The organism is Mycolicibacterium tusciae (assembly GCF_002086795.1).
In the GTDB taxonomy this organism is placed as follows: Bacteria; Actinomycetota; Actinomycetes; order Mycobacteriales; family Mycobacteriaceae; genus Mycobacterium; species Mycobacterium tusciae.
The window spans coordinates 256,375-282,644 of record NZ_MVIM01000007.1; the positions used below are offsets into that span (position 1 = coordinate 256,375).

Annotated in this window: 29 protein-coding genes and 1 pseudogene; 14 read left to right on the forward strand and 16 right to left on the reverse strand. The window is 66.1% G+C overall.

Going from position 1 to position 26,270, the window contains the following annotated elements; genetic code table 11:
- Positions 1 to 104 precede the first annotated feature (104 nt).
- Positions 105 to 936: pseudogene (locus BST47_RS15665) on the forward strand (LLM class F420-dependent oxidoreductase).
- A 12-nt stretch (positions 937 to 948) separates the two neighbouring features.
- Here BST47_RS15665 and BST47_RS15670 read toward each other — a convergent pair.
- On the reverse strand, positions 949 to 1,788 hold the full coding sequence (locus tag BST47_RS15670; protein ID WP_083126426.1) for an SDR family oxidoreductase: 840 nt from the start codon (positions 1,786 to 1,788) through the stop codon (positions 949 to 951).
- 140 nt (positions 1,789 to 1,928) lie between these two features.
- On the opposite strand from BST47_RS15670, the gene BST47_RS15675 reads away from it, so the two are divergent.
- A complete protein-coding gene (locus tag BST47_RS15675) occupies positions 1,929 to 2,204 on the forward strand; it encodes a hypothetical protein (protein WP_083126542.1) in 276 nt (91 codons plus the stop codon).
- Positions 2,205 to 2,208: 4 nt separating this feature from the next.
- Here BST47_RS15675 and BST47_RS15680 read toward each other — a convergent pair whose 3' ends face one another.
- The 8 genes from BST47_RS15680 to BST47_RS15715 form a co-directional block, all read right to left on the reverse strand.
- On the reverse strand, positions 2,209 to 2,892 hold the full coding sequence (locus BST47_RS15680; RefSeq protein ID WP_107528977.1) for a hypothetical protein: 684 nt from the start codon (positions 2,890 to 2,892) through the stop codon (positions 2,209 to 2,211).
- Positions 2,889 to 3,821 carry a vWA domain-containing protein gene (locus tag BST47_RS15685; RefSeq protein WP_083126544.1) on the reverse strand — a complete coding sequence of 311 codons (933 nt, stop codon included), beginning with the start codon at positions 3,819 to 3,821 and terminating at the stop codon, positions 2,889 to 2,891. Before BST47_RS15685 ends, BST47_RS15680 begins: the two co-directional genes overlap by 4 nt.
- On the reverse strand, positions 3,818 to 4,783 hold the full coding sequence (locus BST47_RS15690; protein ID WP_083126427.1) for a hypothetical protein: 966 nt from the start codon (positions 4,781 to 4,783) through the stop codon (positions 3,818 to 3,820). The genes BST47_RS15685 and BST47_RS15690 overlap by 4 nt, the downstream gene beginning before the upstream one ends.
- Complete coding sequence (locus BST47_RS15695; RefSeq protein WP_083126428.1) at positions 4,774 to 5,247, reverse strand: hypothetical protein; 474 nt, start codon at positions 5,245 to 5,247, stop codon at positions 4,774 to 4,776. Before BST47_RS15695 ends, BST47_RS15690 begins: the two co-directional genes overlap by 10 nt.
- Positions 5,237 to 6,109 (reverse strand): DUF58 domain-containing protein, encoded by an 873-nt coding sequence (locus BST47_RS15700; RefSeq protein WP_083126429.1) that lies wholly within the window; start codon positions 6,107 to 6,109, stop codon positions 5,237 to 5,239. Before BST47_RS15700 ends, BST47_RS15695 begins: the two co-directional genes overlap by 11 nt.
- Positions 6,110 to 6,112: 3 nt before the next feature.
- Positions 6,113 to 7,114 carry an AAA family ATPase gene (locus BST47_RS15705; protein ID WP_083126430.1) on the reverse strand — a complete coding sequence of 334 codons (1,002 nt, stop codon included), beginning with the start codon at positions 7,112 to 7,114 and terminating at the stop codon, positions 6,113 to 6,115.
- Between the two features lie 63 nt (positions 7,115 to 7,177).
- Positions 7,178 to 7,543, reverse strand: a complete 366-nt coding sequence (locus BST47_RS15710; protein ID WP_083126431.1) for a nuclear transport factor 2 family protein — start codon at positions 7,541 to 7,543, stop codon at positions 7,178 to 7,180.
- 31 nt (positions 7,544 to 7,574) lie between these two features.
- Entirely contained in the window at positions 7,575 to 8,426 is an 852-nt protein-coding gene (locus BST47_RS15715; protein WP_234809725.1) for an acyl-CoA thioesterase, read from the reverse strand.
- 168 nt (positions 8,427 to 8,594) lie between these two features.
- On the opposite strand from BST47_RS15715, the gene BST47_RS15720 reads away from it, so the two are divergent.
- Positions 8,595 to 9,020, forward strand: a complete 426-nt coding sequence (locus BST47_RS15720) for a pyridoxamine 5'-phosphate oxidase family protein (protein ID WP_083126433.1) — start codon at positions 8,595 to 8,597, stop codon at positions 9,018 to 9,020.
- A gap of 4 nt (positions 9,021 to 9,024) precedes the next feature.
- Here the strand turns inward: BST47_RS15720 and BST47_RS15725 are convergent, their stop codons facing one another.
- Both BST47_RS15725 and BST47_RS15730 read right to left on the reverse strand, forming a co-directional pair.
- Positions 9,025 to 9,651, reverse strand: a complete 627-nt coding sequence (locus BST47_RS15725; protein WP_083126434.1) for a COG4315 family predicted lipoprotein — start codon at positions 9,649 to 9,651, stop codon at positions 9,025 to 9,027.
- Positions 9,624 to 11,093 carry an amidase gene (locus BST47_RS15730; protein WP_083126435.1) on the reverse strand — a complete coding sequence of 490 codons (1,470 nt, stop codon included), beginning with the start codon at positions 11,091 to 11,093 and terminating at the stop codon, positions 9,624 to 9,626. Before BST47_RS15730 ends, BST47_RS15725 begins: the two co-directional genes overlap by 28 nt.
- A 35-nt stretch (positions 11,094 to 11,128) precedes the next feature.
- On the opposite strand from BST47_RS15730, the gene BST47_RS15735 reads away from it, so the two are divergent.
- A complete protein-coding gene (locus tag BST47_RS15735; RefSeq protein WP_083126436.1) occupies positions 11,129 to 11,902 on the forward strand; it encodes an enoyl-CoA hydratase/isomerase family protein in 774 nt (257 codons plus the stop codon).
- Positions 11,903 to 11,928: 26 nt separating this feature from the next.
- On the opposite strand, the gene BST47_RS15740 is transcribed toward BST47_RS15735, so the two are convergent.
- Positions 11,929 to 13,125, reverse strand: a complete 1,197-nt coding sequence (locus BST47_RS15740; protein ID WP_083126437.1) for a metallophosphoesterase — start codon at positions 13,123 to 13,125, stop codon at positions 11,929 to 11,931.
- Between the two features lie 205 nt (positions 13,126 to 13,330).
- On the opposite strand from BST47_RS15740, the gene BST47_RS15745 reads away from it, so the two are divergent.
- A complete protein-coding gene (locus tag BST47_RS15745) occupies positions 13,331 to 14,185 on the forward strand; it encodes a formate/nitrite transporter family protein (protein ID WP_083126438.1) in 855 nt (284 codons plus the stop codon).
- A complete protein-coding gene (gene cynS, locus BST47_RS15750; RefSeq protein ID WP_083126439.1) occupies positions 14,182 to 14,637 on the forward strand; it encodes a cyanase in 456 nt (151 codons plus the stop codon). The genes BST47_RS15745 and cynS overlap by 4 nt, the downstream gene beginning before the upstream one ends.
- Here the strand turns inward: cynS and BST47_RS15755 are convergent.
- Positions 14,634 to 15,872, reverse strand: coding sequence for a fatty acid desaturase family protein (locus BST47_RS15755; protein ID WP_083126440.1), 1,239 nt, complete (start codon positions 15,870 to 15,872; stop codon positions 14,634 to 14,636). The two genes, cynS and BST47_RS15755, sit on opposite strands and share 4 nt — an antisense overlap.
- 17 nt (positions 15,873 to 15,889) lie before the next feature.
- Complete coding sequence (locus tag BST47_RS15760; protein WP_083126441.1) at positions 15,890 to 17,020, reverse strand: ferredoxin reductase; 1,131 nt, start codon at positions 17,018 to 17,020, stop codon at positions 15,890 to 15,892.
- A 45-nt stretch (positions 17,021 to 17,065) separates the two neighbouring features.
- On the opposite strand from BST47_RS15760, the gene BST47_RS30715 reads away from it, so the two are divergent.
- From BST47_RS30715 to BST47_RS15770, 3 genes are all read left to right on the forward strand, one after another.
- Complete coding sequence (locus tag BST47_RS30715; RefSeq protein ID WP_165799796.1) at positions 17,066 to 17,209, forward strand: hypothetical protein; 144 nt, start codon at positions 17,066 to 17,068, stop codon at positions 17,207 to 17,209.
- A 172-nt stretch (positions 17,210 to 17,381) separates the two neighbouring features.
- Positions 17,382 to 17,939 carry a TenA family protein gene (locus BST47_RS15765; RefSeq protein WP_083126442.1) on the forward strand — a complete coding sequence of 186 codons (558 nt, stop codon included), beginning with the start codon at positions 17,382 to 17,384 and terminating at the stop codon, positions 17,937 to 17,939.
- Positions 17,936 to 18,550, forward strand: coding sequence for a TenA family protein (locus tag BST47_RS15770; RefSeq protein ID WP_083126443.1), 615 nt, complete (start codon positions 17,936 to 17,938; stop codon positions 18,548 to 18,550). The genes BST47_RS15765 and BST47_RS15770 overlap by 4 nt, the downstream gene beginning before the upstream one ends.
- 9 nt (positions 18,551 to 18,559) lie before the next feature.
- Here the strand turns inward: BST47_RS15770 and BST47_RS15775 are convergent, their stop codons facing one another.
- Complete coding sequence (locus BST47_RS15775; protein WP_165799797.1) at positions 18,560 to 19,753, reverse strand: phytanoyl-CoA dioxygenase family protein; 1,194 nt, start codon at positions 19,751 to 19,753, stop codon at positions 18,560 to 18,562.
- Positions 19,754 to 19,873: 120 nt separating this feature from the next.
- Here BST47_RS15775 and BST47_RS15780 point away from each other — a divergent pair, with 120 nt between their 5' ends.
- Both BST47_RS15780 and BST47_RS15785 read left to right on the forward strand, forming a co-directional pair.
- Entirely contained in the window at positions 19,874 to 20,905 is a 1,032-nt protein-coding gene (locus BST47_RS15780; RefSeq protein ID WP_083126445.1) for a fused (3R)-hydroxyacyl-ACP dehydratase subunits HadA/HadB, read from the forward strand.
- A 58-nt stretch (positions 20,906 to 20,963) separates the two neighbouring features.
- Entirely contained in the window at positions 20,964 to 22,754 is a 1,791-nt protein-coding gene (locus tag BST47_RS15785; protein WP_083126446.1) for a thiamine pyrophosphate-requiring protein, read from the forward strand.
- Between the two features lie 31 nt (positions 22,755 to 22,785).
- Here the strand turns inward: BST47_RS15785 and BST47_RS15790 are convergent, their stop codons facing one another.
- On the reverse strand, positions 22,786 to 23,718 hold the full coding sequence (locus BST47_RS15790; RefSeq protein ID WP_083126447.1) for a LysR family transcriptional regulator: 933 nt from the start codon (positions 23,716 to 23,718) through the stop codon (positions 22,786 to 22,788).
- 113 nt (positions 23,719 to 23,831) lie between these two features.
- Here BST47_RS15790 and BST47_RS15795 point away from each other — a divergent pair, with 113 nt between their 5' ends.
- From BST47_RS15795 to BST47_RS15805, 3 genes are read left to right on the forward strand one after another with little or no spacing between them, the layout of a single operon-like run.
- The gene (locus tag BST47_RS15795; protein WP_083126448.1) at positions 23,832 to 24,536 is read left to right on the forward strand and encodes an SDR family NAD(P)-dependent oxidoreductase; all 705 of its coding nucleotides are present in this window, start codon (positions 23,832 to 23,834) and stop codon (positions 24,534 to 24,536) included.
- Positions 24,511 to 24,891: a nuclear transport factor 2 family protein gene (locus BST47_RS15800; RefSeq protein ID WP_165799798.1), complete on the forward strand. Its 381-nt coding sequence runs from the start codon at positions 24,511 to 24,513 to the stop codon at positions 24,889 to 24,891. The genes BST47_RS15795 and BST47_RS15800 overlap by 26 nt, the downstream gene beginning before the upstream one ends.
- 29 nt (positions 24,892 to 24,920) lie before the next feature.
- On the forward strand, positions 24,921 to 26,264 hold the full coding sequence (locus BST47_RS15805; protein WP_083126449.1) for an NAD(P)/FAD-dependent oxidoreductase: 1,344 nt from the start codon (positions 24,921 to 24,923) through the stop codon (positions 26,262 to 26,264).
- The last annotated feature ends 6 nt before the right edge of the window (positions 26,265 to 26,270 follow it).

Genomic DNA, 26,270 nt, shown 5'->3' on the forward strand with positions numbered 1-26,270 from the left:
TGGCCGCTCACTGCCCGGTCTTGAACAAAACGCTTGTCCCGGTTGCCGACGGGGAATACTCGGCGTAGTAGCGGCCTTGAGCACTGAGACGACGGGAGTGCTTCATGAAATTCGGGATCTCCACATTCGTGACCGACGATGGCATCGACCCCGTGTCGCTCGCGCAGGCCATCGAGGAGCGCGGTTTCGACTCGCTCGTCATCGCCGAGCACACGCATATTCCGGCGAGCCGGGAGTCGGCGTATCCGATGGGCGGCGAGCTGCCGTCGATCTATTACCGGACGCTCGACCCGTTCGTGACGCTGGCCGCCGCCGCGGCCGTGACCTCCAGAATCGAGCTGGTCACCGGGATTGCTCTGCTCATTCAGCGCGATCCGATCATCACCGCGAAGGAAGCCGCGAGCATCGACCTGATCTCCGGCGGTCGGTTCGTGTTCGGGGTCGGCGCGGGCTGGAACATCGAGGAGCTGCGGCACCACGGCACGGATCCGAAGACGCGCGGGGCGCTGCTCGACGAACGGATCGAGGCCATCACGACGCTGTGGACCAACGAGCCCGCCGAGTACCACGGCAAGTACGTCGACTTCGATTCGTCCTACCTGCGCCCCAAGCCGGTCCAGGAAGCCGCATCCGCCGATCTACATCGGTGGCGATTCCGATGCCACCGTCAAACGCGTGATCCGGCATGAAGCGGGCTGGATCTCCAACCCGCTCCCGGTGGAGCACCTGGCCAAGCGCGTCGGACAACTGCGCGACGGCGCCGGCCACGATGTGCCGTTGTCCCAGTTCGGTACACCCGCCGATCCCGACTACTGGCGCGCGGTGGAAGAGCTCGGGTTCGGACAGGTCGGACTGCTGCTGCCCACCAAGCCGCGTGCAGAGTCAATGCGGATTCTCGACGAGTTGGCCGAGAAGGTCGCGCAGTACCGCAGCTGACGGTCTTGCGGCTCAACCGTTTTGGGCGGCGACCCTGGCGCGCTCCTGCATCGAGGCGATCACTCCGCCGTCGTTGAGGATGTCGGTGCCCGTGAGATAGCCGGCGGCGTCGCTCGCGCAGAACGCGAGCAGCGCGCCCATCTCCTCCGGCTTGCCCCAGCGCGGGACCGCGGCGTCGGCGACCATCGCCCCAGCGCCGGCCTGCTCCTCGAGCCTGCCCATCTCGGTGTCGATGGACCCTGGCGACACCGACACGATGCGCAGGCCCTTGCCGTTGAACCGCTCGCACTGCGCGGTGCTGTACCAGCGGACGAAGCTCTTGCTGATCGCGTAGGCGATGCCGGATCGCGCCTCGTCCCCGGCGATGTCGCAGGCCGCCAGCATCGCGGTCATGAACGCGGCCTCATCGGTCGTGGCGGTCGGAAACTGCGCGGCCGGAATCAACTCGTCGGGCAGCATGTGGGCCGCCATCGACGCGACGTTGACGATCGCCGCGCCCTCGGCCGCCGCCTCGTAGAACACCTCGTTGACGTTGACCGTGCCCAGGGCGTTGGTGCGCATGACGTAGTCGACGTCGCCCATGCTCGGGCTGACTCCCGCCGTGTGTATGACAGATGCGAGCGTCCCGAGGCTGGTTGCCGTTTCGAATAGCTCGGCCACCGCCGCGCGGTCGGTGACGTCGCCGTTGACGGCGGTGGTCGTGACGCCGAGATCCTTCAGCGCTTTCGCCGCGGCGTCGAGGCGCTCCTTCCGGACGTCGCAGAGCACGACGGTGTGGTCGCGCCCGACGATCTTCGCCGTGGCCAGCCCCATGCCGCCCGCACCGCCTGTGATCACCGAGACTCGAGTCATGTTCCGAACCGTATACCGCGTGCGACGGCGTTACATTCCCGTGGTCGGGTGTCACAGAGTAACGCGACGCGTTTAGCCATCACGTAAGGTGGTTACGTCTACTAATTAGCCGGATGAGTCGCGATGTTGGAGTGATGCAGATGCCTTCGATCAAGACCACTGTCGCCGCGATTTCCTTCGCAGGCGGGCTCGCTGCGGCGAGCCTCGGCTTTGGTGCCGGGCTCGCGATTGCCCAGCCGCCTCCGTGCTCCATTCCCCAGGGCGAGATACCGCCACCCCACGCCCCGCCGAAGCCGACCCAGGTCTGGCTTGGCGAGCCCGTGGTATGGACGTCCGGCTGGGGCGGCCGCTGGGGCGTGTGCAAGAACGGCCAGATGCTCACGCTGTCGTCGAACATCGTCACCGGCGGCGGCTAACCACTCACCCCCCGTCGCGCTCCGCGGCGTCGCGAAGTATCTGCTGCAAGCGCTCCGTCGGGGTTCCGGGCTCGAGGCGCAATTGTGAATCGTCCTCCGCCTGGGCGCCGCCAGACGTCATTGGCGGCGGTGGTGCCACCTCGGCGGCGCCGATCTTCTGATTCAGACGGGGCAGTGCCTCGTTGCGTAACGCCTGCCGTTGCGGATCCGGATCGGTGTTGCCCGCGAAGCACCCCTGCGGAGCTTTCTGAACCACGGTTCGCGCACCGATGAAGTACGCGGCCGCGGTGCGGCCGTCGAGCACGGCAGCCGCCCGGTCGCCCAACGTCTCACGGACGAGTTCGAGATTGACTCGCACCGAACAGGATTCACCGGTCTGGGTGCGCGACAGACTTTCGCTGAACTGGCGGTCCGCCTCCTCCAGCCTGTTGTCGAGCACCGCGAGGCTGCCTGCGGCAAAATACGCCTTGGCCGGTTCGATGACATTGAGCACGGTCAGCGAGTCGACCGCCCGGCGTAACCCTGCGTTGTCCCGCTCGGTGAACGCCGTGACGGCCGACTCCCCCGCGATCACCACCGACACCGACTTGACGATCACCACGACGAAAAGCAGCGCGATCGGTGCGGAGAACACCAGCAATCGCCGCCGCAGCCGCAGCCGCGCGGAGCCGCTTCGCCACCAGCTCACGTGGCCATCTCCACGCTGACGACTCGGTTGCGCCGGAGGTCGCGCAGCACGAGGTAGAGCTCGATCAGGATGAGGATCGCGGCGCCGACGGCCGGCAACCAGTACGTCTCGGTGCCTGTTTCGATTGAGGCGACGGCGGTCGTCGGCGCATCCGTTGCGCCGTCCGGCAGCTCGGCGGACAGAGGTGCGGCATCGGGCCGCGCGACGTAGGGAACACCGAGTTGATCGGCGACGCCCCGTAGCGTGGCCTCGTCTGCGGAAGTGCCGTAGCCGAGCACAGCGCCGCCGTCGACCGATCCCGCAGGCGGCGCGAATTCCCTTGGCGGGAGCTCTGACTCAGGTGCGCCCGCGCCCAGATAGAAGACGAGCGTCTTGGCCCGCGGATATTGCTGAACCGCGCTGATCAACTGGTACCGCAACACGGTGCCCGCCGCCCCGGCGTTGGTCTGGGTGGCGGTGTCGGGCCCCGACGCATACGGGACCAAGGTGTCCAGGACCGGCCGCAGGCTCCAGGTATCAGCCGACAGCGGCCAGTCCAGCGACGGAGCCGACGCGAACCCGATGACCGCGAAGCGTACGCGTGGATAGCGGTCGACCAAGACCTCGAGGTCGTCGCGCGCGACGTCCATCCGGGCTCGGCCGTCGAGGTCGCGAACCGCCATGTCCGGTGATCGGTCGACGACGAGGAACACGCTCGGTTCCAGATCTCCCGCGCTGCGCGTCGTGCTCTCGTCGTCGGCGAGGATCACCACACGACTCGCTGCCAAGACGAGAAGCAGCGCCGCGGCGCTGATGAGGAGCCACCGCCATAGCGCCGTTCGGTTGCGCCCGGAGGCTCGCCACCGCCGCAACGTGAGAATCTGCGCGACGATCAGCAGCACCGCCATGGCGACCAAGAGCAGTGCCGGCAGGACCGGATGCAGCGTCATCGTCGCACCACCAGCGGCCACAGCACCAGCGCGATGAGCGCCGTCAGCGCCAATACCAGTGGTATGTCGGGCGTTTCGACAGCGCTGACGGCAGCATTCTGGGACTCAGTCGACGGCGGAGGGTGATCCCTGATCTCGGCCAGGTCGGCGTTCGCATCGGAGTTCACCGGGAACGAGCGGCCCCCGCTCTCGCGGGCCAGTGCGTCCAGCGCTCCGTTGTCCGTCTCGGTGAACAGAAGATTGACCTGCACGTCGGCTTCCCGCGCCAGATCGCGGACCCCGTCGGGGGTGAACAGCGCGGGGCGGGAGTCACCGGGGGTGCGTAGCGACCCGGGTCCGACGTAGATGAGCGAACGCCGCGGTGCATTCGACTGGTCAACCGACGGAAAGCCCGTCAGACACATCGCCAACACATCCTCGACACCGCCGGCGTAGTTCACGTAGTCCAGGGCGGGAGCCCACGTACCGGCATCGTCCGAGCCGCCGGCGTACGCATTGAATCGGCCTGCCGCGTACTGATAGTCGCGCGTCATCGGCACGATTCGCCGGTCGGCGGTGGTCAACCCGATACGCTGCGTACTGAAGTTCCCGACTTCGGTCGCGAAGTGCCGCAGCGTTGCCCGGACCTCGGGGTCGCTCGGCGGACCGCCCATGCACAGCATGATGTCCTCGGGCTGGGCTTCCTGGGATTGCCTTGCAGCCGAGGGCAATCCAATCGGGCGGGCGGCAGCGACCACAGCCGCTCCGAAGATCACCGTCAGCAGAGTGATGGCGACGACGGCCGACAGCGTGCGCAGCCGCGCCGCGCGTCGATACTCCGGCAGGCCGGTCAGCCGGTCGACGTTCGCCAGCAGACGTAGCCGTCGCCGCTCGGCACGCATCGGCTGCAACAGCACCGCCGCGATACAGCTCGCCAATCCGAGACATCCGGCGATCGCCACGACCCACCACGTCAGCTCCATGTGCGGATCAACTCCTCGGCGGAGTCACTCACGAATGCGACGTCCACGCTCGAATCGGCGTTGAACTGAGCGTCGATCAGATCCGCCAAAACCGGTGCTGCCACGGCCAACTCGCCAGCAGCGATGGCTTCGACTTGCATGTATTCAGCACGCACACCGGTGGCCGCGTGCAGAAACGCCCGCAGCTCCCGGCTGACCGCCGCAGCCGCGGGGGCCGACGCCAGTTCACCCCCGCGATAGCGCTCAGCGATGGCGCGCACGGCTTGGGCGGACCGTCGTTTGACCAGCTCACTGCGCGCCGTTCCGATGACGGGCAGGCTGCGCAACCGACGCCCCGGCATCGTGAACACGAACACCGCGGCGTACCAGCCGATCAGGACCAACGACAAGAGGATCGCCAGCCACAACCACCACGACGAATAGGGCGTGGGTCCGCTGATGAACCGGACCAGCTCATCTGACACGGGCGAACGCTCCGGTCATCGCTGTCAGTCCGGCCCTGATGCGCGTACTGCCGGTGAATCTCGCGTGTGACACGCCGTGCATCGTCAGGAAAGCCGAAAGGTGTTCCCGTCGTGCGAATTCGGCTTTGCGGTACGCGTCGACGACTTCCGGTCCGAGCACGGCGCCGCCCATGACGACCCGACCGCCGGCAACGTCGTAACCGTCGTCCTCGTCGTCGACGGACCCGACCGCCGCCATGTCGGCGACCATGGCCCACAGCACGTCATGTCGCGCCGTCAGTCGGGTCAGTGTCTCGCCGAGACCGTCGCTGATCTCCGGCTCGTCGGATACGACGAAGATCAACAACGGGTGCCGATAGTGCTTCGCCACCCAATTCAGCTGTGTCACAACGTTGCTGGGCGCTGGTCCGGTCCTGGTGTGATGATGAAACCGGTGCAGCATGCTCTCGATGTGCGTCTCACCGCGTCGCAGTCGGATGTCGACGCATCCACGAACGTCGCCGAACACCATGCCGATCTCGTCGGATCGGCGCAGCGTGATCAGCCCGATGGCACCAATGACATGGGCTGCGATGTCACGCTTACGTTCGCCGGATGGCGCCTGGGCGACGCTGTTTCGGCCGGCGTCGGCGACCACGAGAATCTTGTGGTGCTTCTCGGAGACGAAGCGTTTGATCAGGACGTGGCCCGACCGTGCGGTGGCCTTCCAATCGATATCGCGGACGTCGTCGCCCGGCACATAGGGTCGCAGGTCGTCGAATTCGAGGCTGCGGGTGTGCACCAGTGCGTACCGTCCACCGTCCAAGAGTCCGGTCGTATCACGCCCGAAGAACTGCTTGGCACGGTCGAGATGCTTGCCCATGCCTCACGGCACCCGCACCGCTGCCAGCACCGCGTCGACCACTACGTCGGGTGTGATCTGCAGGCTGGCCGCCTCGAAGCCGAGGATCAGGCGGTGGCGTAGGACTCGGTGCGCCAACGCGGCGACGTCATCGGGCACGACGTGGGTGCGGCCGCGGACCACGGCGAGGGCGCGCGCGGTACGGCAGAACGCGATCGTCGCTCTGGGGCTCGCTCCGTATTCGATCAACCGGGCGATGTGCGCCGACAGATACTGCTCCGGCTCCCGCGTCACGTTCACGAGCCGGCTCGCGTAGGCGATCAGGTCACGGTCCATGTACACGGTGCGGACGAGGGCCTGCACACGCCGGATGTCGTCGATCCCGACGACCGGAGGCGTTCGGTAGTTCTTCTCGTACAGGCCGGCGTCCATCCGCGACACAACCTCGACCTCGTCGTCGACGGAGGGATACCGGATGAGTTCCTTCAACATGAATCGATCGGTCTGCGCCTCCGAGAGTGGGTAGGTGCCTTCCTGTTCGACCGGGTTCTGGGTGGCGATCACCAGAAATGGTTCGGGGATCAGGTATTCCACACCGGCGATGGTGGTCTGGCGTTCTTCCATCGCCTCGAGCATCGCGCTCTGGGTCTTCGCGCTGGATCGGTTGATCTCGTCGAGCAGGACGATGTTGGCGTGCACGGGGCCCAGTTGGGTGGCGAAGGAGTTGGTGGCCGCCTCGTAGATCTGGGTGCCGATGATGTCACTGGGCAGCAGGTCGGGCGTGCACTGGATACGCCGGAACCCACCCTGGATCGACTCGGCGATGACGCGGGCGGCGGTGGTCTTGGCCAGGCCGGGCACGCTCTCGATCAGCAGATGCCCGCCGGCCAGCAGTGTGATCAGCAACGATTCCCGCAGGTCGTGCTGGCCGACCACCTTGGCCGAGAAGGCCGAGGACACCGCCGCGACGACGTGTTCGGCGTCGGCGAGATCGCGCTGGTCAAGCCGCGGTGGTGGCGCGGTCATAGGTACCTTTCGTAATGCAACAAGTCCCGCTAGGGGTACCCAGCCACCGCCATCTCATGCTTGCTAGGACGGCGGAATCAGCACCGTGTAGAGCTCGGCAATCCTGCCGTCCTTGATCACGGCGGCATCGAAGCCGGACATGCCGGTTTGTCCGGTGGTCGGGTCGACGAGGTTCCAGGCCAGATATCCGAAGTCGGGCAGCACGTGCACCGGGCCGGCCGCCGCAAACTGTTGGTCTCCCAATTGGTTCTGTAGCGCAACGCATTTCGCTTCCAAAGCGTCATGTCCGGTGGACACCCCCTCGGCATCGGTCCATCGGACGTCCGGTGCGTAGGTGCGCTCGATCGCGGGGCGCCGCGTTTTCTCGTCGCGTTCGTTGAACACCGCGAGCAGGTTGGCCAGCATCAGGGTTTCGATCGGGTCAGACATCGGGTCAGCCTACGTGCTTGCTGATCGCGGGTCATTTCCTGCCGAAGTACAGCTCCTGGGTCGCGATGCAGACCAGTTGTCCCGCGCGGTTGTACATCGTCGACGTCGACAGTCCCCGGCCCGCGACACCGCTCGGCGAAAACTGGTCGGACAGCACCCAATCCGACAGGTCGACCGGCCGGTGAAACCACAACGCATGGTCGATGAGCGCGTTGAAGGCACTCAGTGGCGTCTGCCGCCGCTGGGTAAGCGCCACCTCGACCATCGTGGTACCCGACAGGTACGTCAACAGACAGCTGCCCAGCACCGGATCGGCGGGCACAGAACCGTTGGGCCGCCACCACATTCGCATACGCGGTGGCAGCTCAGGCAACTCGATCGCCAGCCGCGGTGGGGCGTCGACGTAGCGCAGATCGAACGGATGCGGCCGGACCCAATGGCCGCCCAGCTCGTCGGCGTAGTCCGCCAGCTGCTCCTGAATGGGTGGCAGCGATTCAGGGTCGGCGACGTCGGGCATCGGCTGGTGATAGTCGAGTGATTCGATCGGCTCGCTGAACGACGCGAGCGCTTCCAGCAGGATCTGTCCGTTCTGGCGCGCCGTGATCTGGCGGGTCGACAGCGCGCCGCCGTCACGCGCCACGTCGACGTGGATGTCGACGGGCGAACGTGCGTCGCCGGCCCGGATGTAGTAGACGTGCACGCTGTGCGGGGTTCGGCCGGGAGCGGTGCGGCTCGCCGCCATGAGCGCCTGACCCGCTATGTGACCACCGACGATGTGGTGAGCCGGATTATCGAGCTGCGTCGCGAGGAAGTGGTGTTCGTCGACCCGTTCGACTTCAAGCGTGGCGACAACGTCGGCCAGGGTCGGCGGTCGGTAGGTCACCTGCGCATCATGCCGCAGCCGTTTTCGCCGGTCGGATCGCGGGTAAGGGTCCGTCATGACATCTCCGGAGCCTGAGAACGAAACCGACGAGGTCCTCACCACGCCCGCCACTCCGGGAGCGGCGGCGCTGCCGACGGAGGCTGACGAAAACGACGAGTCCACGCAGGAATGAGTTCTGACGCGTCGCTGACCGCCGAGGACCTCGAGTTTCTGCGGCGCCCGCTGCACGGCTTTCTATCCGTCGCCAAAGGCCCGGTTCCGCCGCAGCCCCGACCGGTGTGGTTCGAGGCCACCGCCGAGGGGACGATCCAATTGTTCACGGGGCCAGACACTTTGAAGGTACGGCGGGTGCGCGACGACCCACGCGCCTCGATCGTTGTCGCCGCCCCCGTTGGTGAACGCGAGCGATGGGTGTCTGTCGCCGGCCGCGCCACCGTGGAGACCGACGGAGGACGCGACCTGGCCGCCCGGCTGGCGCAACGCTACTGGGATCTCGGCGACCCGGTGCGGGCGAAGGACCTCGCCGAGATCCTGGCCGAGGATCAGGTTCGGTTCGTCATCCATCCGGAGCGGGTCAGCCGCTACACGTACTGACCCGTCAGGCGAGCGGCTGCCCGTCCTTGGTCAGCACGTGCCATTCGCCGCCGAACAGGTCCAGGCCCTGCCCACCGGCGTCCCGGTCGTTCTGGTCGCCGGCGTAGCGGTACAGCGGGTGGCCCTTGTAGGTCACCTGGTTGGTTCCGTCGCGACGCGGGGTGGTCGACGCGGCAGCGACGTCGATGCCGATGCCGCCCGCCGGGTTGCCTTTGGCGAGCATCGGCAGCCACGTGTCCGCGCAGGCGTCGTAGCAGGTGGGGTTGTTCAGCGGGTCCGTTGTGAACGCGTACACGGTGCGGCCCGAGCCGTCGACGATGATCTGGCCGAGGTCGCCCCTGTCGTCGATCTCCAGCGAGACGTCGCCGATCGGCGGGATCTGGTCGGTCGATGGGATCGGAGTCGGTGTAGCGGTCGCGTCGGTTCTCGGTGCGGCCACCGTGCTCGGGGTCTCGCCGGCCGTCGAGGACTCAGTGGCGGCCTGGTTGGCGAAGGCCGAGCACGCCGTCAACGCCGCGGCGCTGACCAGCACTAGCGGAAGCGGATGCATGGTGATTCCGTTTCCGCCTGCGACGTCGCTGAAACCCGGCGTGGCGCAGGCCACTAAACCGGTGCGATGCGCTGCGCCCACGGCAGCGCCTGCTCGAGTTGGCTCGCCAACCGGATGAGCAGCGCCTCACCCGCCAGCGGGGCGACGAACTGAACACCCAGCGGCAGACCGGCCGCGGTCCAGTGCAGCGGCAGCGAGATCGCGGGTCGCCCGGTGATGTTCGCCAGCTGCGTGTACGGCACCCAGCCGAGATTCTTGTCCACCATGTCGTCGACGATTCCGGTGAACCGCAGCATGCTGGCGGTGCGGGTCTTGAGCAGCAGGTCGGCACCCTTCTGCAGCGCGGCCGGGAGGTCGAATTCGCCGGTCTTCGGGGGCGGGGTCGCCAGCGAGGGCGTCATCAGCAGGTCGTACGACTCGAAGAAGGTCGTCAGCCGGCGGGTGTGTTCGTGGCGCTTCTGGACCGCATCGACATAGTCCACGCTGCTGGTCGCACGGCCGATGGCCGCCAGGATCAGGGTGTCGCGCTCGAACGCGTCGTCGCCCGCGCCCGACACGCGTTTGGCCTCGGCGAGTTCCCACGCGGTGTTGACGAACCACGCGAGCAGGAACTCCCTGGCGAGCGCGGCATCGTCGAAGGGCGCCTCAGGCAGCTCCTCGACGTGGTGGCCCAGCGCGGTCAACGCGGCGACGGTGGCCTCGACGGCCGCGTACGCCTCGGGATGCGGCGACGGCGTGATGGCACACGGCACCCGCACACCGACGCGCAGCTTCGGAGGCTCCGCGCCGACATTCGACGCGAGGGGCGAATCCGGCAATCCGGGCACGAAAGGTCCGCCCGGTTCGCCGCCGAGGATCACGTCGAGCATCGCGGCGGTGTCGCGCACGGTGCGCGAGACGACGCCCTGCACCGCCGCGCCGTGCATGGCCTCGCCCGTCGCCGGACCGAACGGCGTCAGACCTCGGCCAGGCTTCAATCCGACGAGCCCGCAGCACGCGGCCGGGATCCGGATCGATCCGCCGCCGTCGCTCGCACCGGCACACGGCACGATGCCCGCCGCCACCGCGGCCGCCGCCCCGCCCGACGAGCCACCCGGCGAGCGCTGCAGATCCCACGGATTGCTGGTGGGCCCCCACGCGGCCGGTTCGGTGATCCCCTTCGCGCCGAACTCGGGGGTGTTGGTCTTACCGAAGATCACCAGGCCCGCGTCGATCCAGCGTTGGACGACGGTGGCGTGCTCGGCGGCGGGCACGGACATCAGCGCGCGTGAACCAGCCGAGGTCGGCAGACCGGCGTAGTCCTGCCCGAGGTCCTTGATCAGAAACGGGACGCCGGCGAACGGCCCGGTGAGATCCGCGGTCGGCGCAGCGGGCACGTCGCGCACGATCGCGTTGATCCGCGGGTTCACCGCCGCGGCCCGCTCCCGCGCCAGCGCCAGCAGTTCGGCCGCGGACACCTGCTTGTCGGCGACCAGTTTCGCCAGCCCGGTGGCGTCATACGTCCGGTACTCCTCGAAGTTCATTCTCTGACCGTATGTCGCGTGGTTATCGTGCAGCCATGAGCCTCGTCACCTACGAGTTGGACGATCACATCGCCACGATCACGCTCAACCGCCCGGAAGCACGCAACGCCATCAACGGTGCGCTGCGCCAAGAACTGAACGCCGCCTGGGACCGGTTCCGCGATGACGAGGACGCGTGGGTGGGCATCCTGACCGCCAACGGCAGCGTGTTCTGCGCCGGCGGCGACCTCAAGGACGGCGAGGGATCGGTGGGCACCTTCGGCGGCACGTTCTGGGAGAAGCCGACGATCAACTCATTCGAGAGCGGGATGGAACTGTTCAAGCCGACCATCGCGGCCGTCAACGGCCCATGCGTCGGTTACGGGGTGACCGGAATTCTGTTCTGCGACTTCGTCATCGCCTCGACGACGGCCACGTTCTCGTTCCCCGAGGTGACGCTGGGAACGCCCACCATCGTCGGCGCGATCCGCCTGCCTGAGCGGCTGCGCTGGGCCGATGCCATGGAGTTGCTGCTGACGGGTGCGCCGATGTCGGCCGAGCGTGCCAAAGAAGTCGGCCTGGTGTGGAAGCTGGTCGAGCCCGACGAGTTGCAGGCACAGGCACGAGCCTGGGCGCAGACGCTGACGAAGGCCGCGCCGCTGGCGCAGCGCGCCACCAAGGAGGTGGCGTGGCGCACCGCGAACATGGGGTGGATCGAGTCGGTCCGCTTCGGCGAGACGATGCGCAAGGTCGCCGCTGCGACCGAGGATGTCGCCGAGGGGATTCGGGCGTGGCAGCAGAAACGAAGGCCACAGTGGCGGGGCCGCTGATCATGCAAAAGCGGCGGGGCCGCTGATCAGGCCGCAGTGGCGTGCAGCGTCAGCAGGGTGATCTCACTCGGCGCGAATACCCGAAACGGCGGACCCCAGAAACCCGTCCCGCGACTCGTGTACAGCTGTGTCCGCTCACCGTGCCGACTCAGGCCCTGCACCACCGGTTGATCCAGTCGGACAAGGTAGTTGAACGGCCAGATCTGGCCGCCATGGGTGTGTCCCGACACCTGCAGGTCGACGCCCGCACGCGCGGCGCGCCCGACCTGCTTGGGTTGATGGGCGAGAAGGAGGACCGGCAGCGTCGGGTCGGCCCCCGCCAATGCGGCATCCAGATTTGCGCCGTGCCCGTCGACACCGGAGGCTTTCGCGGTGGCGTCGTCCACCCCGGCGACGACCAGGTGATCACCACCGCCTTCGACGACGATGTGCCGATTGTGCAACGCGTCCCACCCGATGCGCTCCATGTAGTCCAGCCAGCCCTGCGCCTCGCTGAAGTACTCATGGTTGCCGGTGACATAGACCCGCGCCGAGGCGGCGTCCACCGCCGCCAGCGGGCTCGCCTGGTTTTCGCGTAGCTCGACGGTTCCGTCGGCGATGTCACCGACGTGGCATACGACGTCGGCGCCGAGTTCATTGACCCGCGCGACCACGGCAGCCGACCAGCGCCCCCGGTCGATCGGCCCGTAGTGGGTGTCGGTGATCAGCGCGACACGTAGTCCGTCCAGACCTGCGCCCAGCCGCGCGATGGCAACGTCCACCTCTCGCACCCGAGGCACTCGCATCGCCTCGGCGTAGCCCCACGCCAGCAGGACCACCGTTGCGACGAGTACACCGCCCGCGACCCACCTCGACCGTGCCGGATCCCCGACTCCCCCGGCGAGCAGCAGCAGGCCCGCCACCTGGCCCAGCACGGACCACACGAACAGCACCCACGCCGCACCCAGCAGCGCATCGCCTGCGACGGCAGCCCGGTCGGAATGCCGGCGGCCGTGGCCGAGCACCATCAGCGTCGGCAGTGCGCCGGCGGCGGTGACGAGCAGCAGCGTGCCAGCCACGAAGACGGCGGGAGGCCACGTCGTCCCCGCCCCCAGCAGCGTCCACCACGGCACGGCGAACAGCAGCAACACGATGGTCGAAACCACCGCCAGCCGGCCGAGCTTGCGTGACCGCCGTGGCGGGTCGTCGATCGTTTCGACTACCTCAGCGGGATTGTCCGTCATCACCGACGACGTTACCGATGGATTTGCGGGCTCGCCGTCCGCCTCACAATCCGGAGACGGTGACGGTGAAAAGAACGTGACGTGATCCTTTCATCGGTTCACATCGATGACACGGCGCGCGGGAACCCTAGCGTCGACATCCACTCCCGCCAGGCCATCGACGACCGGGTGCTCAACGAACGTCAACGACGGAAGAAGCGACGAAGTGTCCTACGTGGAACCCCCTCAATTCGTAACGAAGATGATCGACGCCGGTGAAACCAAGGTGTTCATGTCCACCCGGGACACCGTCATCCGCGCCTATATGGCCGGTGCCATCCTCGCCTTGGCCGCCGCGTTCGCGGTCACGATCACCGTGCAGACGGGCAACGCCCTTGTCGGAGCAGTGCTGTTTCCGGTGGGCTTCTGTCTGCTGTATTTGATGGGCTTCGACTTGCTCACCGGAGTCTTCACGCTGGTTCCGCTGGCGTTACTCGACAAACGGCGTGGCGTCACAATCCGGTCGATTCTGCGCAATTGGGGCCTGGTCTTCGTCGGCAATTTCCTTGGAGCGCTGACCGTGGCGCTGATGATCGCCATCACCGTGACCTACGCATTCACGGTGGATCCGAACGAGGTCGGCCAGAAGCTCGGGGAGATCGGCACCAGCCGCACCGTCGGATACGCCGACCACGGTGCCGCCGGGATGCTGACCCTTTTCATCCGAGGCGTGCTCTGCAACTGGATGGTCTCCACCGGCGTCGTCGCAGCGATGATGTCAACTTCGGTGACGGGCAAGGTAATCACCATGTGGATGCCCATCATGCTGTTTTTCTACATGGGCTTCGAGCACTCGGTGGTGAACATGTTCCTGTTCCCGTCCGGGCTGATGCTCGGTGGCGACTTCTCCGTCGCGGACTACTTCATTTGGAATGAGATCCCGACAGTCGTGGGCAATCTTGTCGGCGGACTGGCCTTTGTCGGGCTCACGCTCTATGCGACGCACGCCCGCACCGGCATCGAGTGGAACCGTCCCGCCGATCCCACCGACTTCAAGCTGCCCGCCGAGGCCAACGCATGAACCGCGCTGAGATCACTGAGCAGATCAGCGCCGCGCGAATCGCCAGGGCGTTGACCTGGCAGCAGCTCGCCGAGGCCATCGACAAACCGGTGGTGTGGACGATTTCGGCGCTGCAAGGCCAGCACCCGATTCCGGCCGAAGCCGGCAAGGTACTCGTCCAGCTGCTCGGTTTGGACGAGTCAGCGGTACCGATCTTGGCGGAGGTTCCGATGCGCGGCGGGTCGCCCGCCGCGGTGCCCACCGATCCGACGATCTACCGTTTCCATGAGGCCCTTCAGGTGTACGGCGGCGCCATCAAGGAACTCATCCACGAACAGTTCGGCGACGGGATCATGAGCGCCATCAACTTCAGTCTCGAGGTTCAGCGCAAGGCCCATCCTGAGGGAGACCGTGTTGTGGTTACGTTCGACGGGAAATTCCTGCCCTACGCGTGGACGGCGGCCGACGGCTAACTGGTGGCCATCGCCCCCGTCTCGAGCTCACGTACCGCAGTACGCAAACCACGGCGTCTTCCCGTAGACGGGTCGACCCCGAAGCTCTCGCGGATCCCGTTGCGGATCCGGAACTTCAGCTCCGAGTGGGTTTCCGGGGCGTCGTCGGATGACGCCCTGAGCAACTTGTCGGGGAGTGCCAGTTTCAGAATCGTCCAGAACGACTGAAAGTATTGGCGGGGAAGCGATCCCGTGGTGTAAGGCAGATCGTACTTCTCGCAAAGCGCCCTGACCCGCTCGGCGATCTCAGCGTACCGGTTGCTTGGAAGGTCGGGAAACAAGTGATGCTCGATCTGATAACAGAGATTTCCGCTCATGAACGCCATTACAGGACCTGCGTGAAAATTGGCCGAGGCCAACATTTGCCGCAGATACCACTCCCCGTTGGTCTCGTTGTCAAACTCTTGCTGTGTGAACTTTTCCGCACCATCGGGAAAGTGGCCGCAGAAGATGACTGCGTACGCCCAGTAATTTCGGATCAGATTGGCAATCGCGTTGGCCTTCAGCGTCGATTTCCAGTTGCGCCCCGCCAAGGCCGGAAAGACGATGTAGTCCTTGCCCACCTGTTTGCCGACCTTCTTGCCGATAACCCGCAGATCTTTGCGCACCTCTGCGATGGACTTCTCACCTTTGCGGTACTTCGTGGTCTCCAAGCCGTGGGCGGCCACCCCCCACTCGAAAAGGGTGCCGAGCAAAATGTTGTAGATCGGATTGCCGATCATCCACCGCTCCCATCGTTGGTCGCGGGTCAGGCGCATGATTCCGTAGCCGATGTCGTCGTCGAGGCCGACGACGTTCGTGTACTTGTGGTGAATGAAGTTGTGGGACTTCTTCCAGTGCACGCTTGGGGAAGTGGTATCCCACTCCCACTCGGTCGAGTGAATCTCCGGATCGTTCATCCAATCCCACTGGCCATGGATGATGTTGTGCCCCAGCTCCATATTCTCGATGATCTTGGCGGCCGCCAGCATGCCGATTCCCGCGAGGCGGGCCGCCCTGTTGTGACTCGCGAACAACGCGACGCGCCCGCCCGCGGCCAGGCTGCGTTGCAGCTGGATGGCCCGTCGGATATAGCGCGCATCGCGTTCACCCCTCGAGTCCTCGATGTCGGCGCGGATGGCGTCGAGTTCATCGGCGAGCGCCTCGACGTCCTCGGGTGTGAGGTGCGCGTACTCCTTGATGTCGGTGATGGCCATGATCCCTCCCTCTCTGTCTAGATCTTGAGCGTGCAGTCGCCGGATGCGGTGGAGACGCAGGTGTTGATTCGGTCGCCTGCGCCGTGCTCCTCGCCGGAGCGGAAATCACGCACATGGCCCGACTCCAGTGGCAGCACACAGGTTTGACAGATACCCATACGGCAACCGAAGGGCATTTGAATGCCCACCTTCTCCCCCGCCTCCAGAAGCGATGTGGCACCGTCGATCTCGAGACTCTTGTCAGAGATGGCGAATGTGACGGTGCCGCCTTCGCCACCCTTATCGGTGCGCGCGATCGTGAACCTCTCGATGTGGAGGTGCTCGGCGCGGTCGGCGGCGTCCCACACTTTCTCGATGTCATCAAGCATCTGGGCGGGCCCGCAGGCCCAGGTCGGCCGCTCCGCCCAATCGGGAACTACATCACCGATGTCCTCGAACTCGAGGTGCCCATCGGTCTCGGTCAGCTGCAGTTGCAGCCGGTAGCTCGCATGGTCGTCCTCCAGCATCCGCAGCTCGTCGTGGAAGATCACGTCGTCCGCCGTGGGCGCGGAGTGCACGTGCACGATGTCCGGGGACTGTCCGCGCGCGGTCAGGGTCCGCAACATCGCCATCACCGGCGTGATGCCGCTTCCGGCACTGATGAAGAGAACCTTTTCCGGTGGCGGGTTTGGCAGTGCGAAGTCACCTTTGGGTTTCGCCAGCCGCACGATCGTGCCGGGTTCGACGCCGTTGACCAGATGCGAAGACAAGAAACCCTCGGGGGTGGCCTTTACCGTGATCGTGATGTGCTTGGAATCCCTGAGCGGAACCGACGTCAACGAGTACGAGCGCCAGTGCCACCGCCCGTCGACGCGCAAGCCGATGCCCACGTATTGCCCAGGGCGGTACTCGGCGGTGAAGCCCCACCCCGGTTTTATCGTGACGGTCGCAGAGTCCTGTGTTTCCCTGCGCACGTCGACGACCTCACCCCGAAGCTCGCGAGCCGTCCACAGCGGATTGAGCAATTTGAGGTAGTCGTCCGGAAGCAACGGTGTGGTGGCGCGAGCGGCGAGGCCGCGCAGAACATTCACTTTCGGAGTGACCGCGGTTTCGACGTTTTTTGCCGGTTTGACGGCCCACCGCGCGATTCGGCGTGTGGTCAGGGGCATCTGTCGTCACCTCCGGCCGAGCGGAACTGTCCATTCAGTGAACACATGTACACCCGGTACCCCGCCGCCCGGATGTTCACACATCATGGCGAGACGTTGGCCCCAGAACGCGTCGACAGCGCCGCCATCTGCAACCCTGCCCAACAGCGCCGCTACCGCGCCGAAATCCCTGAATTGCTGCATCGTTGACCTCCTGCGCTCAATGCGGCCACCGCCTGAACCGTCGGCGCCCCATCCCTCGCATGATCGTTTCGGCGGCTGATTCGGCATCACTGTTGTTCATTCGTCAGGCATTCCCGCATCCGATTCGCACGCGTTGCCTGGGCGTAACACTTCTCGACTCTGGACTAGTCTTTCGGGCGTGCTCGATGCCCTCTGGACCGCCGCGACCCGGCATCCGTTCCTCGACGCGGTGCGCGACGGCACCATCGGCGACGCGGACTTCGACCGGTGGCTGGCGCAGGATGCACTGTTTGTCGCCGACCTGCTCACCTTTCAGGCGCGGCTGCTCGCGCGGGCGCCGCGCCCGGCTCAGGGGGTGCTCGCGGGGGGATGTGTGGCCCTGGTCGACGAGCTGGATTGGTTCGAGTCGAAGTCGGCCGAGCGGGGCGTCGACCTGGAGCAGCCCGCGCTGGCGGCGACGGCCGCCTATCGCGAACTGCTGCAGCGACTCGACACGATGCCTGTTGACGCGGCGCTGACGGCGCTCTGGGTCATCGAGCGGGTGTACCTACTCGCGTGGTCGTCGGCGATCTCGAGCACTTCACCCCTTCGTGAATTCGTGGAGCATTGGACCGCGCCCGGCTTCACCGCATACGTGGACGCGCTCGGGGAACTGGCAACCCCCGAGGGCGCCGAAGATGTGGTCGCCGAGGTGCTGACGCGTGAGGTGGCGTTCTGGGATATGGCACTGGCATGAGCCTCTCCAATCAGCTGTGGTCCGCCAACGGCGATCTGGCCGCTGCCGCGCTGGCGCATCCGTTCGTCCGCGGACTGGGCGACGGCTCGCTGGATCGCGAGGTCTTCGCGGGTTACGTCGCGCAGGATGCGTTCTTCCTCGAATCCTTCGCACGCGCCTACGCTTTGGCGCTGGCTCGCAGCACCGATACCCCCACGCTTATCGCCTTGGCCGGCTTGATCTCCGGAGTAGCCGACGAGTTGGGCCTGCACAACTCGTACGCCGCGCGCTGGGGCATCGACATGGCCGGCGTCGAACCGTCGCCCGCGACGCTGGCGTACACCGACTTTCTGCTCGCCAGCGCCGCGACGGGCGGACTGGGCGTGACGCTTTCGGCGATGACGCCATGCATGCGCCTCTACGCCTGGCTGGGGACGTCGTTGGATGCGGAGGTGGCGGGACCGTACGCGGAATGGGTGCAGACCTATTCCGATCCCGGCTTCGAGAGCTTGGCGTCCCAACTGGAAGGGCTCCTCGACCAGCACGCCGACGACCACGCCGCCGTCAGGCAGGCCTACCGGCGCGCGATGACCCTCGAGGTGGCCTTCTTCGAGTCGGCACTGTCACGCTGAAATCCATTGCTACTGGCTGGTGTTCAACGGTGCCGCGTCGGCCATCCTGCGCAGCTCCTTGCGGTCGGCGTCGGCGCCGCCGAGCGAGGGCAGGCTGAAGCTGGTGTACATCACGCGTCGTTCGCGCTGCACCGGCGGCGCAGCCATGTGCAACGTGCACGAACAGTGCACGGTGACGTCGCCGGTCTCGGTCGCGAGGTTGACCACCGGAAGATCGAGGCCTGGTTGCAGGCTGGGCGCGGGCCAGACGAGGGCTCGATGTGAACCGGCGACGACGCGGAGCTGACCCGACATCGCGTCGGCGCCGGTGACCGAGATGCCGACGGTGAGTCCGCAGCAGTCGTAGCTGTGCCTGCCGAGCGAGCAGTCCTTGTGCCACGGGATGTCCGAAATCCCTTGGACGACGCCGATCGGTTTGAAGAGCGCTTCGAGTCGGTTGCCGTCCCAACCGCTGGCGACGTGGCCGTCGCCCGTCAACGCGGCGATGCGGGTCAGGCGTTCGTCGGCGACCAGTTCGGCGGCGAGCGGGGATTCCTTGTCGAACCGCTGCATCCGCACCAGCGCACGGGATCCGTCCTCGAGGCCAGCCCACCATGACCGGCCGTCACCATCGGCGTAACGCGTTGCCGCGACGTCCATTTCGGTAGACACGGCGGCCATCTCGTCTTCGCGATACAGACCCTTGACGTGGAGGAAGCCGGCTTGTTCGAGGAACCACGCCATGTCGTCGGCGGAATCGGCGGCAGTGAACGAACGGCTGAGGTCGAGCGGTCCGCCGTCGCGATCCTCGAATTCGATCGCGCCGGTGCGATGGGGTGTCGTGCCGTCGAGTGTGGCCCGGACCAGGAGCCACCAATTCAGGATGTCGGAGAGGTGCCCCGTCATATCGAGGGAGCCGCTGGCCAACCAGCCCATCGGCGTGACTTTGTCGGCGACGAGTGCATCAAACTGTCCGGCGTCGACCCGGATGGCGGAGCCGGTGCCAGGACCCCGTGTGACGGCGACGCGAGCATCGTCGGCGCGCAGCGTCCAGGATTGCCCCTCGACGGTGACGGTGAGTGGCCGGGGCTGCATCTCCTGCAGCGACGGACCCAGCCGATCTGTCGCCGCGGCGAACAGGCGGGGCAGCGTGACGTCGAGGAATTCGGCGGGCGCGATGGATGCGGGCTCGCCGTCGACCCTGATTCGCCTGTCGACAGTCATGTGCGTGATCAGCTTAGGCAGATCGCGGGGCGCCATCGCAGGATTCCGGGATCAGAGTGCCCGCGCGTTAGTGTGCTGTGGTCGGCTCCGAACCAGCCGACGGAAGAGTTGAGCTGATTCATGACTGCACCAGCAGACACGTCGCCCATGGAAGCGCGGGTCGGCCACTACTACCAGATGGACGGCACCTACCTGGTGGGCCGCGAGAAGGTCCGCGAATACGCCCGCGCGGTGCAGGACTATCACCCCGCGCACTGGGACGTCGCCGCCGCCGCTGAGCTTGGTTATTCGGATGTCGTCGCGCCGGTGACGTTCACGTCGACCCCCGGTATGAAGTGCAACCGACGCATGTTCGAGTCGATCGTCGTCGGATACGACACGTACCTGCAGACCGAAGAGGTCTTCGAGCAACACCGCCCGATCGTGGCCGGTGACGAATTGACCATTGACGTCGAGCTGACGTCGGTGCGCAGGACGGCGGGCCGGGATTTCATCACCGTCACCAACACGTTCACCGATACCGCAGGCGAGCGCGTGCACACGCTGCACACCACCGTCGTCGGGGTCACCGCCGAGGACATCGACGTGGGCGTCAAGACGGCTGTGCAGAACGCGATGATGCACGACATGAACATCCTGGACATCCCCAGTGCGGATGGCGAGTACGAGAAAGAGCTGCGCCCCGAGGGCGAGATCCGGATCGCCGACGGAGGCTTCACCCGCACGCCGGGAACGCCGTCGTTCGACGACGTGAAGGTCGGCGACCAGCTGCCGGTGCATCACACCCGGCTGTCACGCGGTGACTTGGTGAACTATGCCGGCGTGGCGGGCGACGCCAATCCGATCCACTGGGACGAGACCATCGCGAAGCTGGCCGGCCTGCCCGACGTGATCGCCCACGGAATGCTGACCATGGGTTTGGGTGCCGGCTTCCATTCCGCGTGGTCGGGAGATCCCGGCGCGGTGACGCGCTACACGGTTCGGCTGTCTGCGCCGGCCGTCGTGTCGGCCACCGGGGGTACCGACATCGAATTCAGCGGACGCGTCAAGTCGTTGGATCCGGCGACGCGCAGTGGTGTGGTGATCGTTGCGGCGAAGTCGGACGGTAAAAAGATCTTCGGTATGGCGACCATGGACGTCCGCTTCCGCTGATCGGCGTTCACAGCGTCTTCCCACGTTTCGCCCGGATCGCGTCGGGTAAGCGCCGCACATGGCTGAGGAAGTCTCGGATTTCGTACTGAAGCGGCTGCGCGAATGGGGCGTCGAGCAGGTGTTCGCCTATCCGGGGGACGGGATCAACGGCCTCGTCGCCGCCTTCGGGCGGGCCGACAACAACCCGCGTTTCGTTCAGGCCCGGCACGAGGAGATGGCCGCATTCGAGGCGACGGGATACGCGAAATTCTCTGGGCGGGTGGGGATTTGCATGGCAACCTCCGGTCCTGGAGCGATCCACCTGCTCAACGGCCTGTACGACGCCAAACTCGACCACGTCCCGGTGGTGGCGATCGTCGGCCAGACCGCACGCAGCGCCATGGGCGGCAGTTATCAGCAGGAGGTCGACCTGCAGGCGGTCTTCAAGGACGTCGCCAGCGACTATCTGGTCGAGGTCAACGTCGCGAGCCAACTGCCGAACGCGCTGGACCGAGCAATCCGCACCGCACTGACCCGCCGGGCGCCCACGGCGCTGATCATCCCCTCCGACCTCCAGGAAGAACCGTACGAAGCTCCCGGACACGCGTTCAAACACGTGCCGTCGAGCGATCCGGGGTACGCCCATCCCGCACTGGCGCCGACCGACGAGCAGATTCGCCAGGCCGCCGACATCATCAATTCGGGCAACAAGGTTGCCATCCTCATCGGGCAGGGGGCCCGCGCGGCCGCGGCGCAGGTTCGTCAGGTTGCCGAGCTCACCGGTGCCGGTGTCGCCAAAGCCCTTCTGGGCAAGGATGTTCTGCCCGACGACCTGCCGTATGTGACCGGATCCATCGGTCTGCTGGGCACCCGACCGAGCTATGAAATGATGCGGGACTGCGACACTCTCCTCATCGTCGGCTCCAACTTCCCCTACAGCCAGTTCCTGCCGGAGTACGGGCAGGCCAGGGCGGTACAGATCGACATCGATGGCTCTTTGATCGGCATGCGCTACCCCACCGAGTTGAATATCGTCGCGGATGCCGCGACCGCACTGGACAAGCTGGTTCCGTTGCTCGCCCGCACAGAGGACCGCTCGTGGCGCGAGACGATCGAGAAGAACGTGTCGCGGTGGTGGGAAACCGTGCAGCGGCAGGCGAATCTGTCTGCCAAACCGACGAATCCGATGCGCATCGCGTGGGAGCTGTCCGAGCGCCTGCCGTCGAACGCCATCGTCACCGCCGATTCGGGTTCGTCGACGAACTGGTATGCGCGCTGCCTGAAGTTCCGCGACGGTATGCGCGGTTCGCTGTCCGGCACGCTGGCCACCATGGGCCCCGGAGTGCCGTACGCGATCGGCGCCAAGTTCGCCCATCCGGATCGACCGGTGATCGCGATGGTCGGCGACGGCGCGATGCAGATGAACGGGCTGGCCGAACTGTTGACGATTCGGCGGTATCGCGAACTGTGGTCGGATCAGCGCCTGATCGTCTGCGTCTTCCACAACAACGACCTCAACCAGGTCACGTGGGAGTTGCGCGCCATGGGCGGTGCGCCGAAATTCGAAGAGTCACAGTCACTTCCTGATCTGTCCTACGCCGACGTGGCCCGCAGCATGGGGCTGAAAGCCATCGCGGTCGACACCGACGACGCGATCGGTCCAGCATGGGATGAAGCGTTGGCAGCGGACGAACCGACTGTTCTCGACATCCGTTGCGATCCCGAGATGCCTCCCATTCCGCCCCACGCCACCTACGAACAGGCCAGGGACCTCGTCGAGTCGATCCTCAAGGGTGACCCGGCGCGATGGCATCTGATGGCCCAGGGTCTGAAAACCAAGGCACAGGAGTTCGTGCCGCACCGAGGCTGATCACTGGCTCGCGGTGTTCGCGGTGGTGGTGTCAGCCGCTGCTCTCGTCGAGGGCCTGATGCGGATCGTCGGCAGGCAACCACACGGATGCGTCACCGAGTCCGAAGTCGCCAACGCCCCTGGTGAATTCGTCGATCAGTGCGTGAATCGCGGGATTGTCCTCACCCCGCCGCCACACCAGTGACCACGTCCACAACGGTGACGGGTTAACCACCGGTCGACGCACCAGATCTTTTGGCAGTGTTTCGTCCTGGCCTTTGGGATTGTTCAGGACGGCGCGGCGCAACCCTCGCACATGCTCGAAGAGCGTCGGCCCGGTGACGCCGCCGTCGTCGGTGCGCATGACACGGGCGCCGGTCGCGGAGGCGAACTGTTCTCCATAGCGATTCCACGACGACCAGCTGGCGGCATCGGAGTCGACGAGCACCACGGTGTCACCGGCTTCGACGGGCGACTCGTCGGAACCGGCGGCGAGCGCATAGAGCCGGTCGACCCCGAGGAGTCGCGCGTCGAGCGACAGCTTTTCGAGGTCGCTGTTCTGGACCCAACAGATCGCGAGGTCGAGGCTGCCCTCCGCGACCCGTGCCGCCTGGGCGTGCGACGGCATCACCCAGGTGTCCACCCGCAGCTCGGCCACTCCTGCCGCACGCTGCGCCCAGTCGACCGGGCACCAGTTCACGTAGCCGACGCGGACGGGCTGCGACACTCCGAGACCCATTGCTCGCCTGCGCAATTCGTCGGCATCGCTGACCAACGCCCGCGCATCCGGAAGCAATGCCGCGCCCGCCGGTGTGAGAACGACCGATCTCCGGTCCCTTTCGAAGAGGGTCACCTTGAGATCTTTTTCCAGGGCCTTGATCTGTTGAGACAGCGACGGACCCGCGATGCGCAGACGGCCGGCCGCCCGGCCAAAGTTCAGTTCCTCGGCGACGGCGACGAAGTAGCGCAGCTGCCGCAGCTCCATCGGGTCAGCCTAATAGCCCCAGCCTCCCAGCAGGGAGGTGATTGGTCTCGTCCGCCTGGCATCGCCACCCAATCTCGGCATGTTGAGCCGACATGACAAGGAAAGGAACAGCGATGAACACTTCGACACGGGTGGCCGTCATCACCGGCGCCTCCCAGGGGATCGGCGCCGGACTGGTTCAGGGCTACCGGAAACTGGGCTACGCGGTCGTCGCCAACTCGCGGACCATCGGCCCAAGTGACGATCCCATGGTGCTCACAGTCGCCGGTGACGTTTCTGAGCCCGGTGTCGGCCAGCGCGTGATCGATGCTGCGGTGCAGCGATTCGGCCGGGTCGACACCGTCGTCAACAACGCGGGCATCTTCATTCCCAAGCCGTTCACCGAATACACCGACAGTGACTTCGACGCCATCACCGGCGTGAATCTGCGCGGCTTCTTCGAGATCACTCGCGCCGCGCTGACGGTGCTGCCGACCGGCGGCCACATCGTCAACATCTCCACCAGCCTGGTCGATCAGGCCAACTCGCAAGCCCCGTCAGCGCTGGCCTCGCTGACCAAGGGCGGGCTCAACGCCGCCACCAAGGCGCTGGCCGTCGAATACGCCGGTCGTGGCATCCGGTCCAATGCGGTCGCGCTCGGCATCATCGACACACCGATGCACGACCCGTCCACCCACGAGGCCCTTGCCGCACTGAATCCGATGGGCCGGCTGGGTGACGTCGACGACGTCGTCGACGCCGTTCTCTACCTGGAGACGGCATGCTTCGTCACCGGCGAGATCCTGCATGTCGATGGTGGTCAAAGTGCAGGGCACTGAGGAGATCCTGCGCGCGGTACTGGACCAGTGGAGGGACGGGATCGACGCGCATGATCCGGTCCGAGTGGCCGGCGTCTTCACCGATGACGCCATCTTTCAGGGGCTGCGGCCATACAGCGTCGGGCCGCAGGGGGTGTTCGAGTACTACGACGCGCAGCCGCCCGGCATGACGGTGCAGTACCAGATCCTGGAGTCTCGTCGGCTCGGCGTCGATGTGGCGCTCGGCTACCTCGCCGCGGAGTTCGCTTTCCGGGACCGGGACACCGTGCACCTCAACATCGGAGTCGTCGTCACCCGCACCAGCAAGGACTGGCACATCGCGTCGTATCAAGCGAGCCTGGAAGGCGGTGGGTAACACCCGCCGAAACGGGTACGGATTGCTACATGAGCAGCGGGCGACCTCGAGTTCTCATCATCGGCGGCGGGTTCGGCGGGTTGTTTTGCGCCCGCCGCCTCGGCCGGGTCGGCGTGGACGTCACACTGCTGGATCGCGCGGCGTGCCACGTGTTCCAGCCGTTGCTCTACCAGTGCGCGACGGGCACGTTGAGCATCGGGCAGATCAGCCGATCGCTGCGTGAGGAACTGTCGCGCCACCGCAACGTCACGACGCTGCTCGGCGAGGCCGTCCAGCTCGACCCCGACTCCCGGCGAGTCACGGCCCGTCGGCCCGACGAAACTAAGTTCGACGTCGACTACGACTACCTGGTGATCGCGGCGGGGATGCGCCAGTCGTACTTCGGCAACGAGGAGTTCGCCGCATGGGCGCCCGGCATGAAGACGCTCGATGATGCGCTCAGCATCCGGCGTCGAGTCTTCGCGGCGTTCGAGATCGCCGAGACCTTGCCGCCGGGCCCCGAGCGGGACCAGTGGCTCACGTTCGCGGTCACCGGCGCCGGCCCCACCGGCGTCGAATTGGCCGGGCAGATACGGGAACTCGCAACGCGTTCACTGGCCAACGAATTCCACAAGATCGAGCCGGAGGATGCCAGGGTGCTGTTGTTCGACGGCGGTGACCGGGTGCTCAAAAGCTTCGCACCCGCGCTGTCTGAACGGGCGTCGCACATACTCGAGGACTTGGGCGTCGAGCTGCACTTCGGTGTGCACGTCTCCGATGTGCGGCGCGACGGTGTGACGGTCAGCCCGAAAGACGGTAGTGCCGAGCAGGAATACGCAACCCGCACGGTGCTGTGGACGGCCGGGGTGGAGGGGGTACCGTTCGCGCGGCACGCAGCCGAAATGCTGGGTGCCGCCACCGATCGGTCGGGCCGCATCAAAGTTGACGCCGACCTGTCGGTGCCTGGGCATCCCGAGGTGTTCGTCATCGGTGATCTGGCGGGTCGCGACGGGTTGCCGGGGGTGGCGGAGAATGCGATGCAGGGTGGCTGGCATGCCGCGGCCTGCATTCGGCGCGATGTCGCTCAACGCAAGCGCAAGGATTTCCGCTATCGCGACCTTGGTTCCGCGGCGTACATCAGCCGGGGTCATGCGGTGGTGCAGGCAGGACCGGTCAAGTTCGCGGGCATGTTGGGTTGGCTCGGCTGGGGCTTCATCCACATCGCGTTTCTCACCGGCGTGCGCAACCGTTTCAGCACCGTCGCCACGTGGATGGCGACGATTGCGCGCGCCAACCGCAGCGACCGCTCGTTCATCCTCGGCGGATCCGGCCATCCGGAGGAGCCCTACACCTGGGAGTCGCCCGTACACCAAGGACAACGTTCGGCAGACTAGCGGCCC

Excerpts from the sequence above, each read along its gene's own strand:
- BST47_RS15670 (WP_083126426.1), bottom strand. The coding sequence starts at position 1,788 with ATGACTCGAGTCTCGGTGATCACAGGCGGTGCGGGCGGCATGGGGCTG.
- BST47_RS15675 (WP_083126542.1), top strand. The coding sequence starts at position 1,929 with ATGCCTTCGATCAAGACCACTGTCGCCGCGATTTCCTTCGCAGGCGGG.
- BST47_RS15685 (WP_083126544.1), bottom strand. The coding sequence starts at position 3,821 with ATGACGCTGCATCCGGTCCTGCCGGCACTGCTCTTGGTCGCCATGGCG.
- BST47_RS15690 (WP_083126427.1), bottom strand. The coding sequence starts at position 4,783 with ATGGAGCTGACGTGGTGGGTCGTGGCGATCGCCGGATGTCTCGGATTG.
- BST47_RS15700 (WP_083126429.1), bottom strand. The coding sequence starts at position 6,109 with ATGGGCAAGCATCTCGACCGTGCCAAGCAGTTCTTCGGGCGTGATACG.
- BST47_RS15705 (WP_083126430.1), bottom strand. The coding sequence starts at position 7,114 with ATGACCGCGCCACCACCGCGGCTTGACCAGCGCGATCTCGCCGACGCC.
- BST47_RS15710 (WP_083126431.1), bottom strand. The coding sequence starts at position 7,543 with ATGTCTGACCCGATCGAAACCCTGATGCTGGCCAACCTGCTCGCGGTG.
- BST47_RS15720 (WP_083126433.1), top strand. The coding sequence starts at position 8,595 with ATGAGTTCTGACGCGTCGCTGACCGCCGAGGACCTCGAGTTTCTGCGG.
- BST47_RS15730 (WP_083126435.1), bottom strand. The coding sequence starts at position 11,093 with ATGAACTTCGAGGAGTACCGGACGTATGACGCCACCGGGCTGGCGAAA.
- BST47_RS15735 (WP_083126436.1), top strand. The coding sequence starts at position 11,129 with ATGAGCCTCGTCACCTACGAGTTGGACGATCACATCGCCACGATCACG.
- BST47_RS15740 (WP_083126437.1), bottom strand. The coding sequence starts at position 13,125 with ATGACGGACAATCCCGCTGAGGTAGTCGAAACGATCGACGACCCGCCA.
- cynS (WP_083126439.1), top strand. The coding sequence starts at position 14,182 with ATGAACCGCGCTGAGATCACTGAGCAGATCAGCGCCGCGCGAATCGCC.
- BST47_RS15755 (WP_083126440.1), bottom strand. The coding sequence starts at position 15,872 with ATGGCCATCACCGACATCAAGGAGTACGCGCACCTCACACCCGAGGAC.
- BST47_RS15760 (WP_083126441.1), bottom strand. The coding sequence starts at position 17,020 with ATGCCCCTGACCACACGCCGAATCGCGCGGTGGGCCGTCAAACCGGCA.
- BST47_RS30715 (WP_165799796.1), top strand. The coding sequence starts at position 17,066 with ATGTACACCCGGTACCCCGCCGCCCGGATGTTCACACATCATGGCGAG.
- BST47_RS15770 (WP_083126443.1), top strand. The coding sequence starts at position 17,936 with ATGAGCCTCTCCAATCAGCTGTGGTCCGCCAACGGCGATCTGGCCGCT.
- BST47_RS15775 (WP_165799797.1), bottom strand. The coding sequence starts at position 19,753 with ATGACTGTCGACAGGCGAATCAGGGTCGACGGCGAGCCCGCATCCATC.
- BST47_RS15780 (WP_083126445.1), top strand. The coding sequence starts at position 19,874 with ATGACTGCACCAGCAGACACGTCGCCCATGGAAGCGCGGGTCGGCCAC.
- BST47_RS15785 (WP_083126446.1), top strand. The coding sequence starts at position 20,964 with ATGGCTGAGGAAGTCTCGGATTTCGTACTGAAGCGGCTGCGCGAATGG.
- BST47_RS15790 (WP_083126447.1), bottom strand. The coding sequence starts at position 23,718 with ATGGAGCTGCGGCAGCTGCGCTACTTCGTCGCCGTCGCCGAGGAACTG.
- BST47_RS15795 (WP_083126448.1), top strand. The coding sequence starts at position 23,832 with ATGAACACTTCGACACGGGTGGCCGTCATCACCGGCGCCTCCCAGGGG.
- BST47_RS15800 (WP_165799798.1), top strand. The coding sequence starts at position 24,511 with ATGGTGGTCAAAGTGCAGGGCACTGAGGAGATCCTGCGCGCGGTACTG.
- BST47_RS15805 (WP_083126449.1), top strand. The coding sequence starts at position 24,921 with ATGAGCAGCGGGCGACCTCGAGTTCTCATCATCGGCGGCGGGTTCGGC.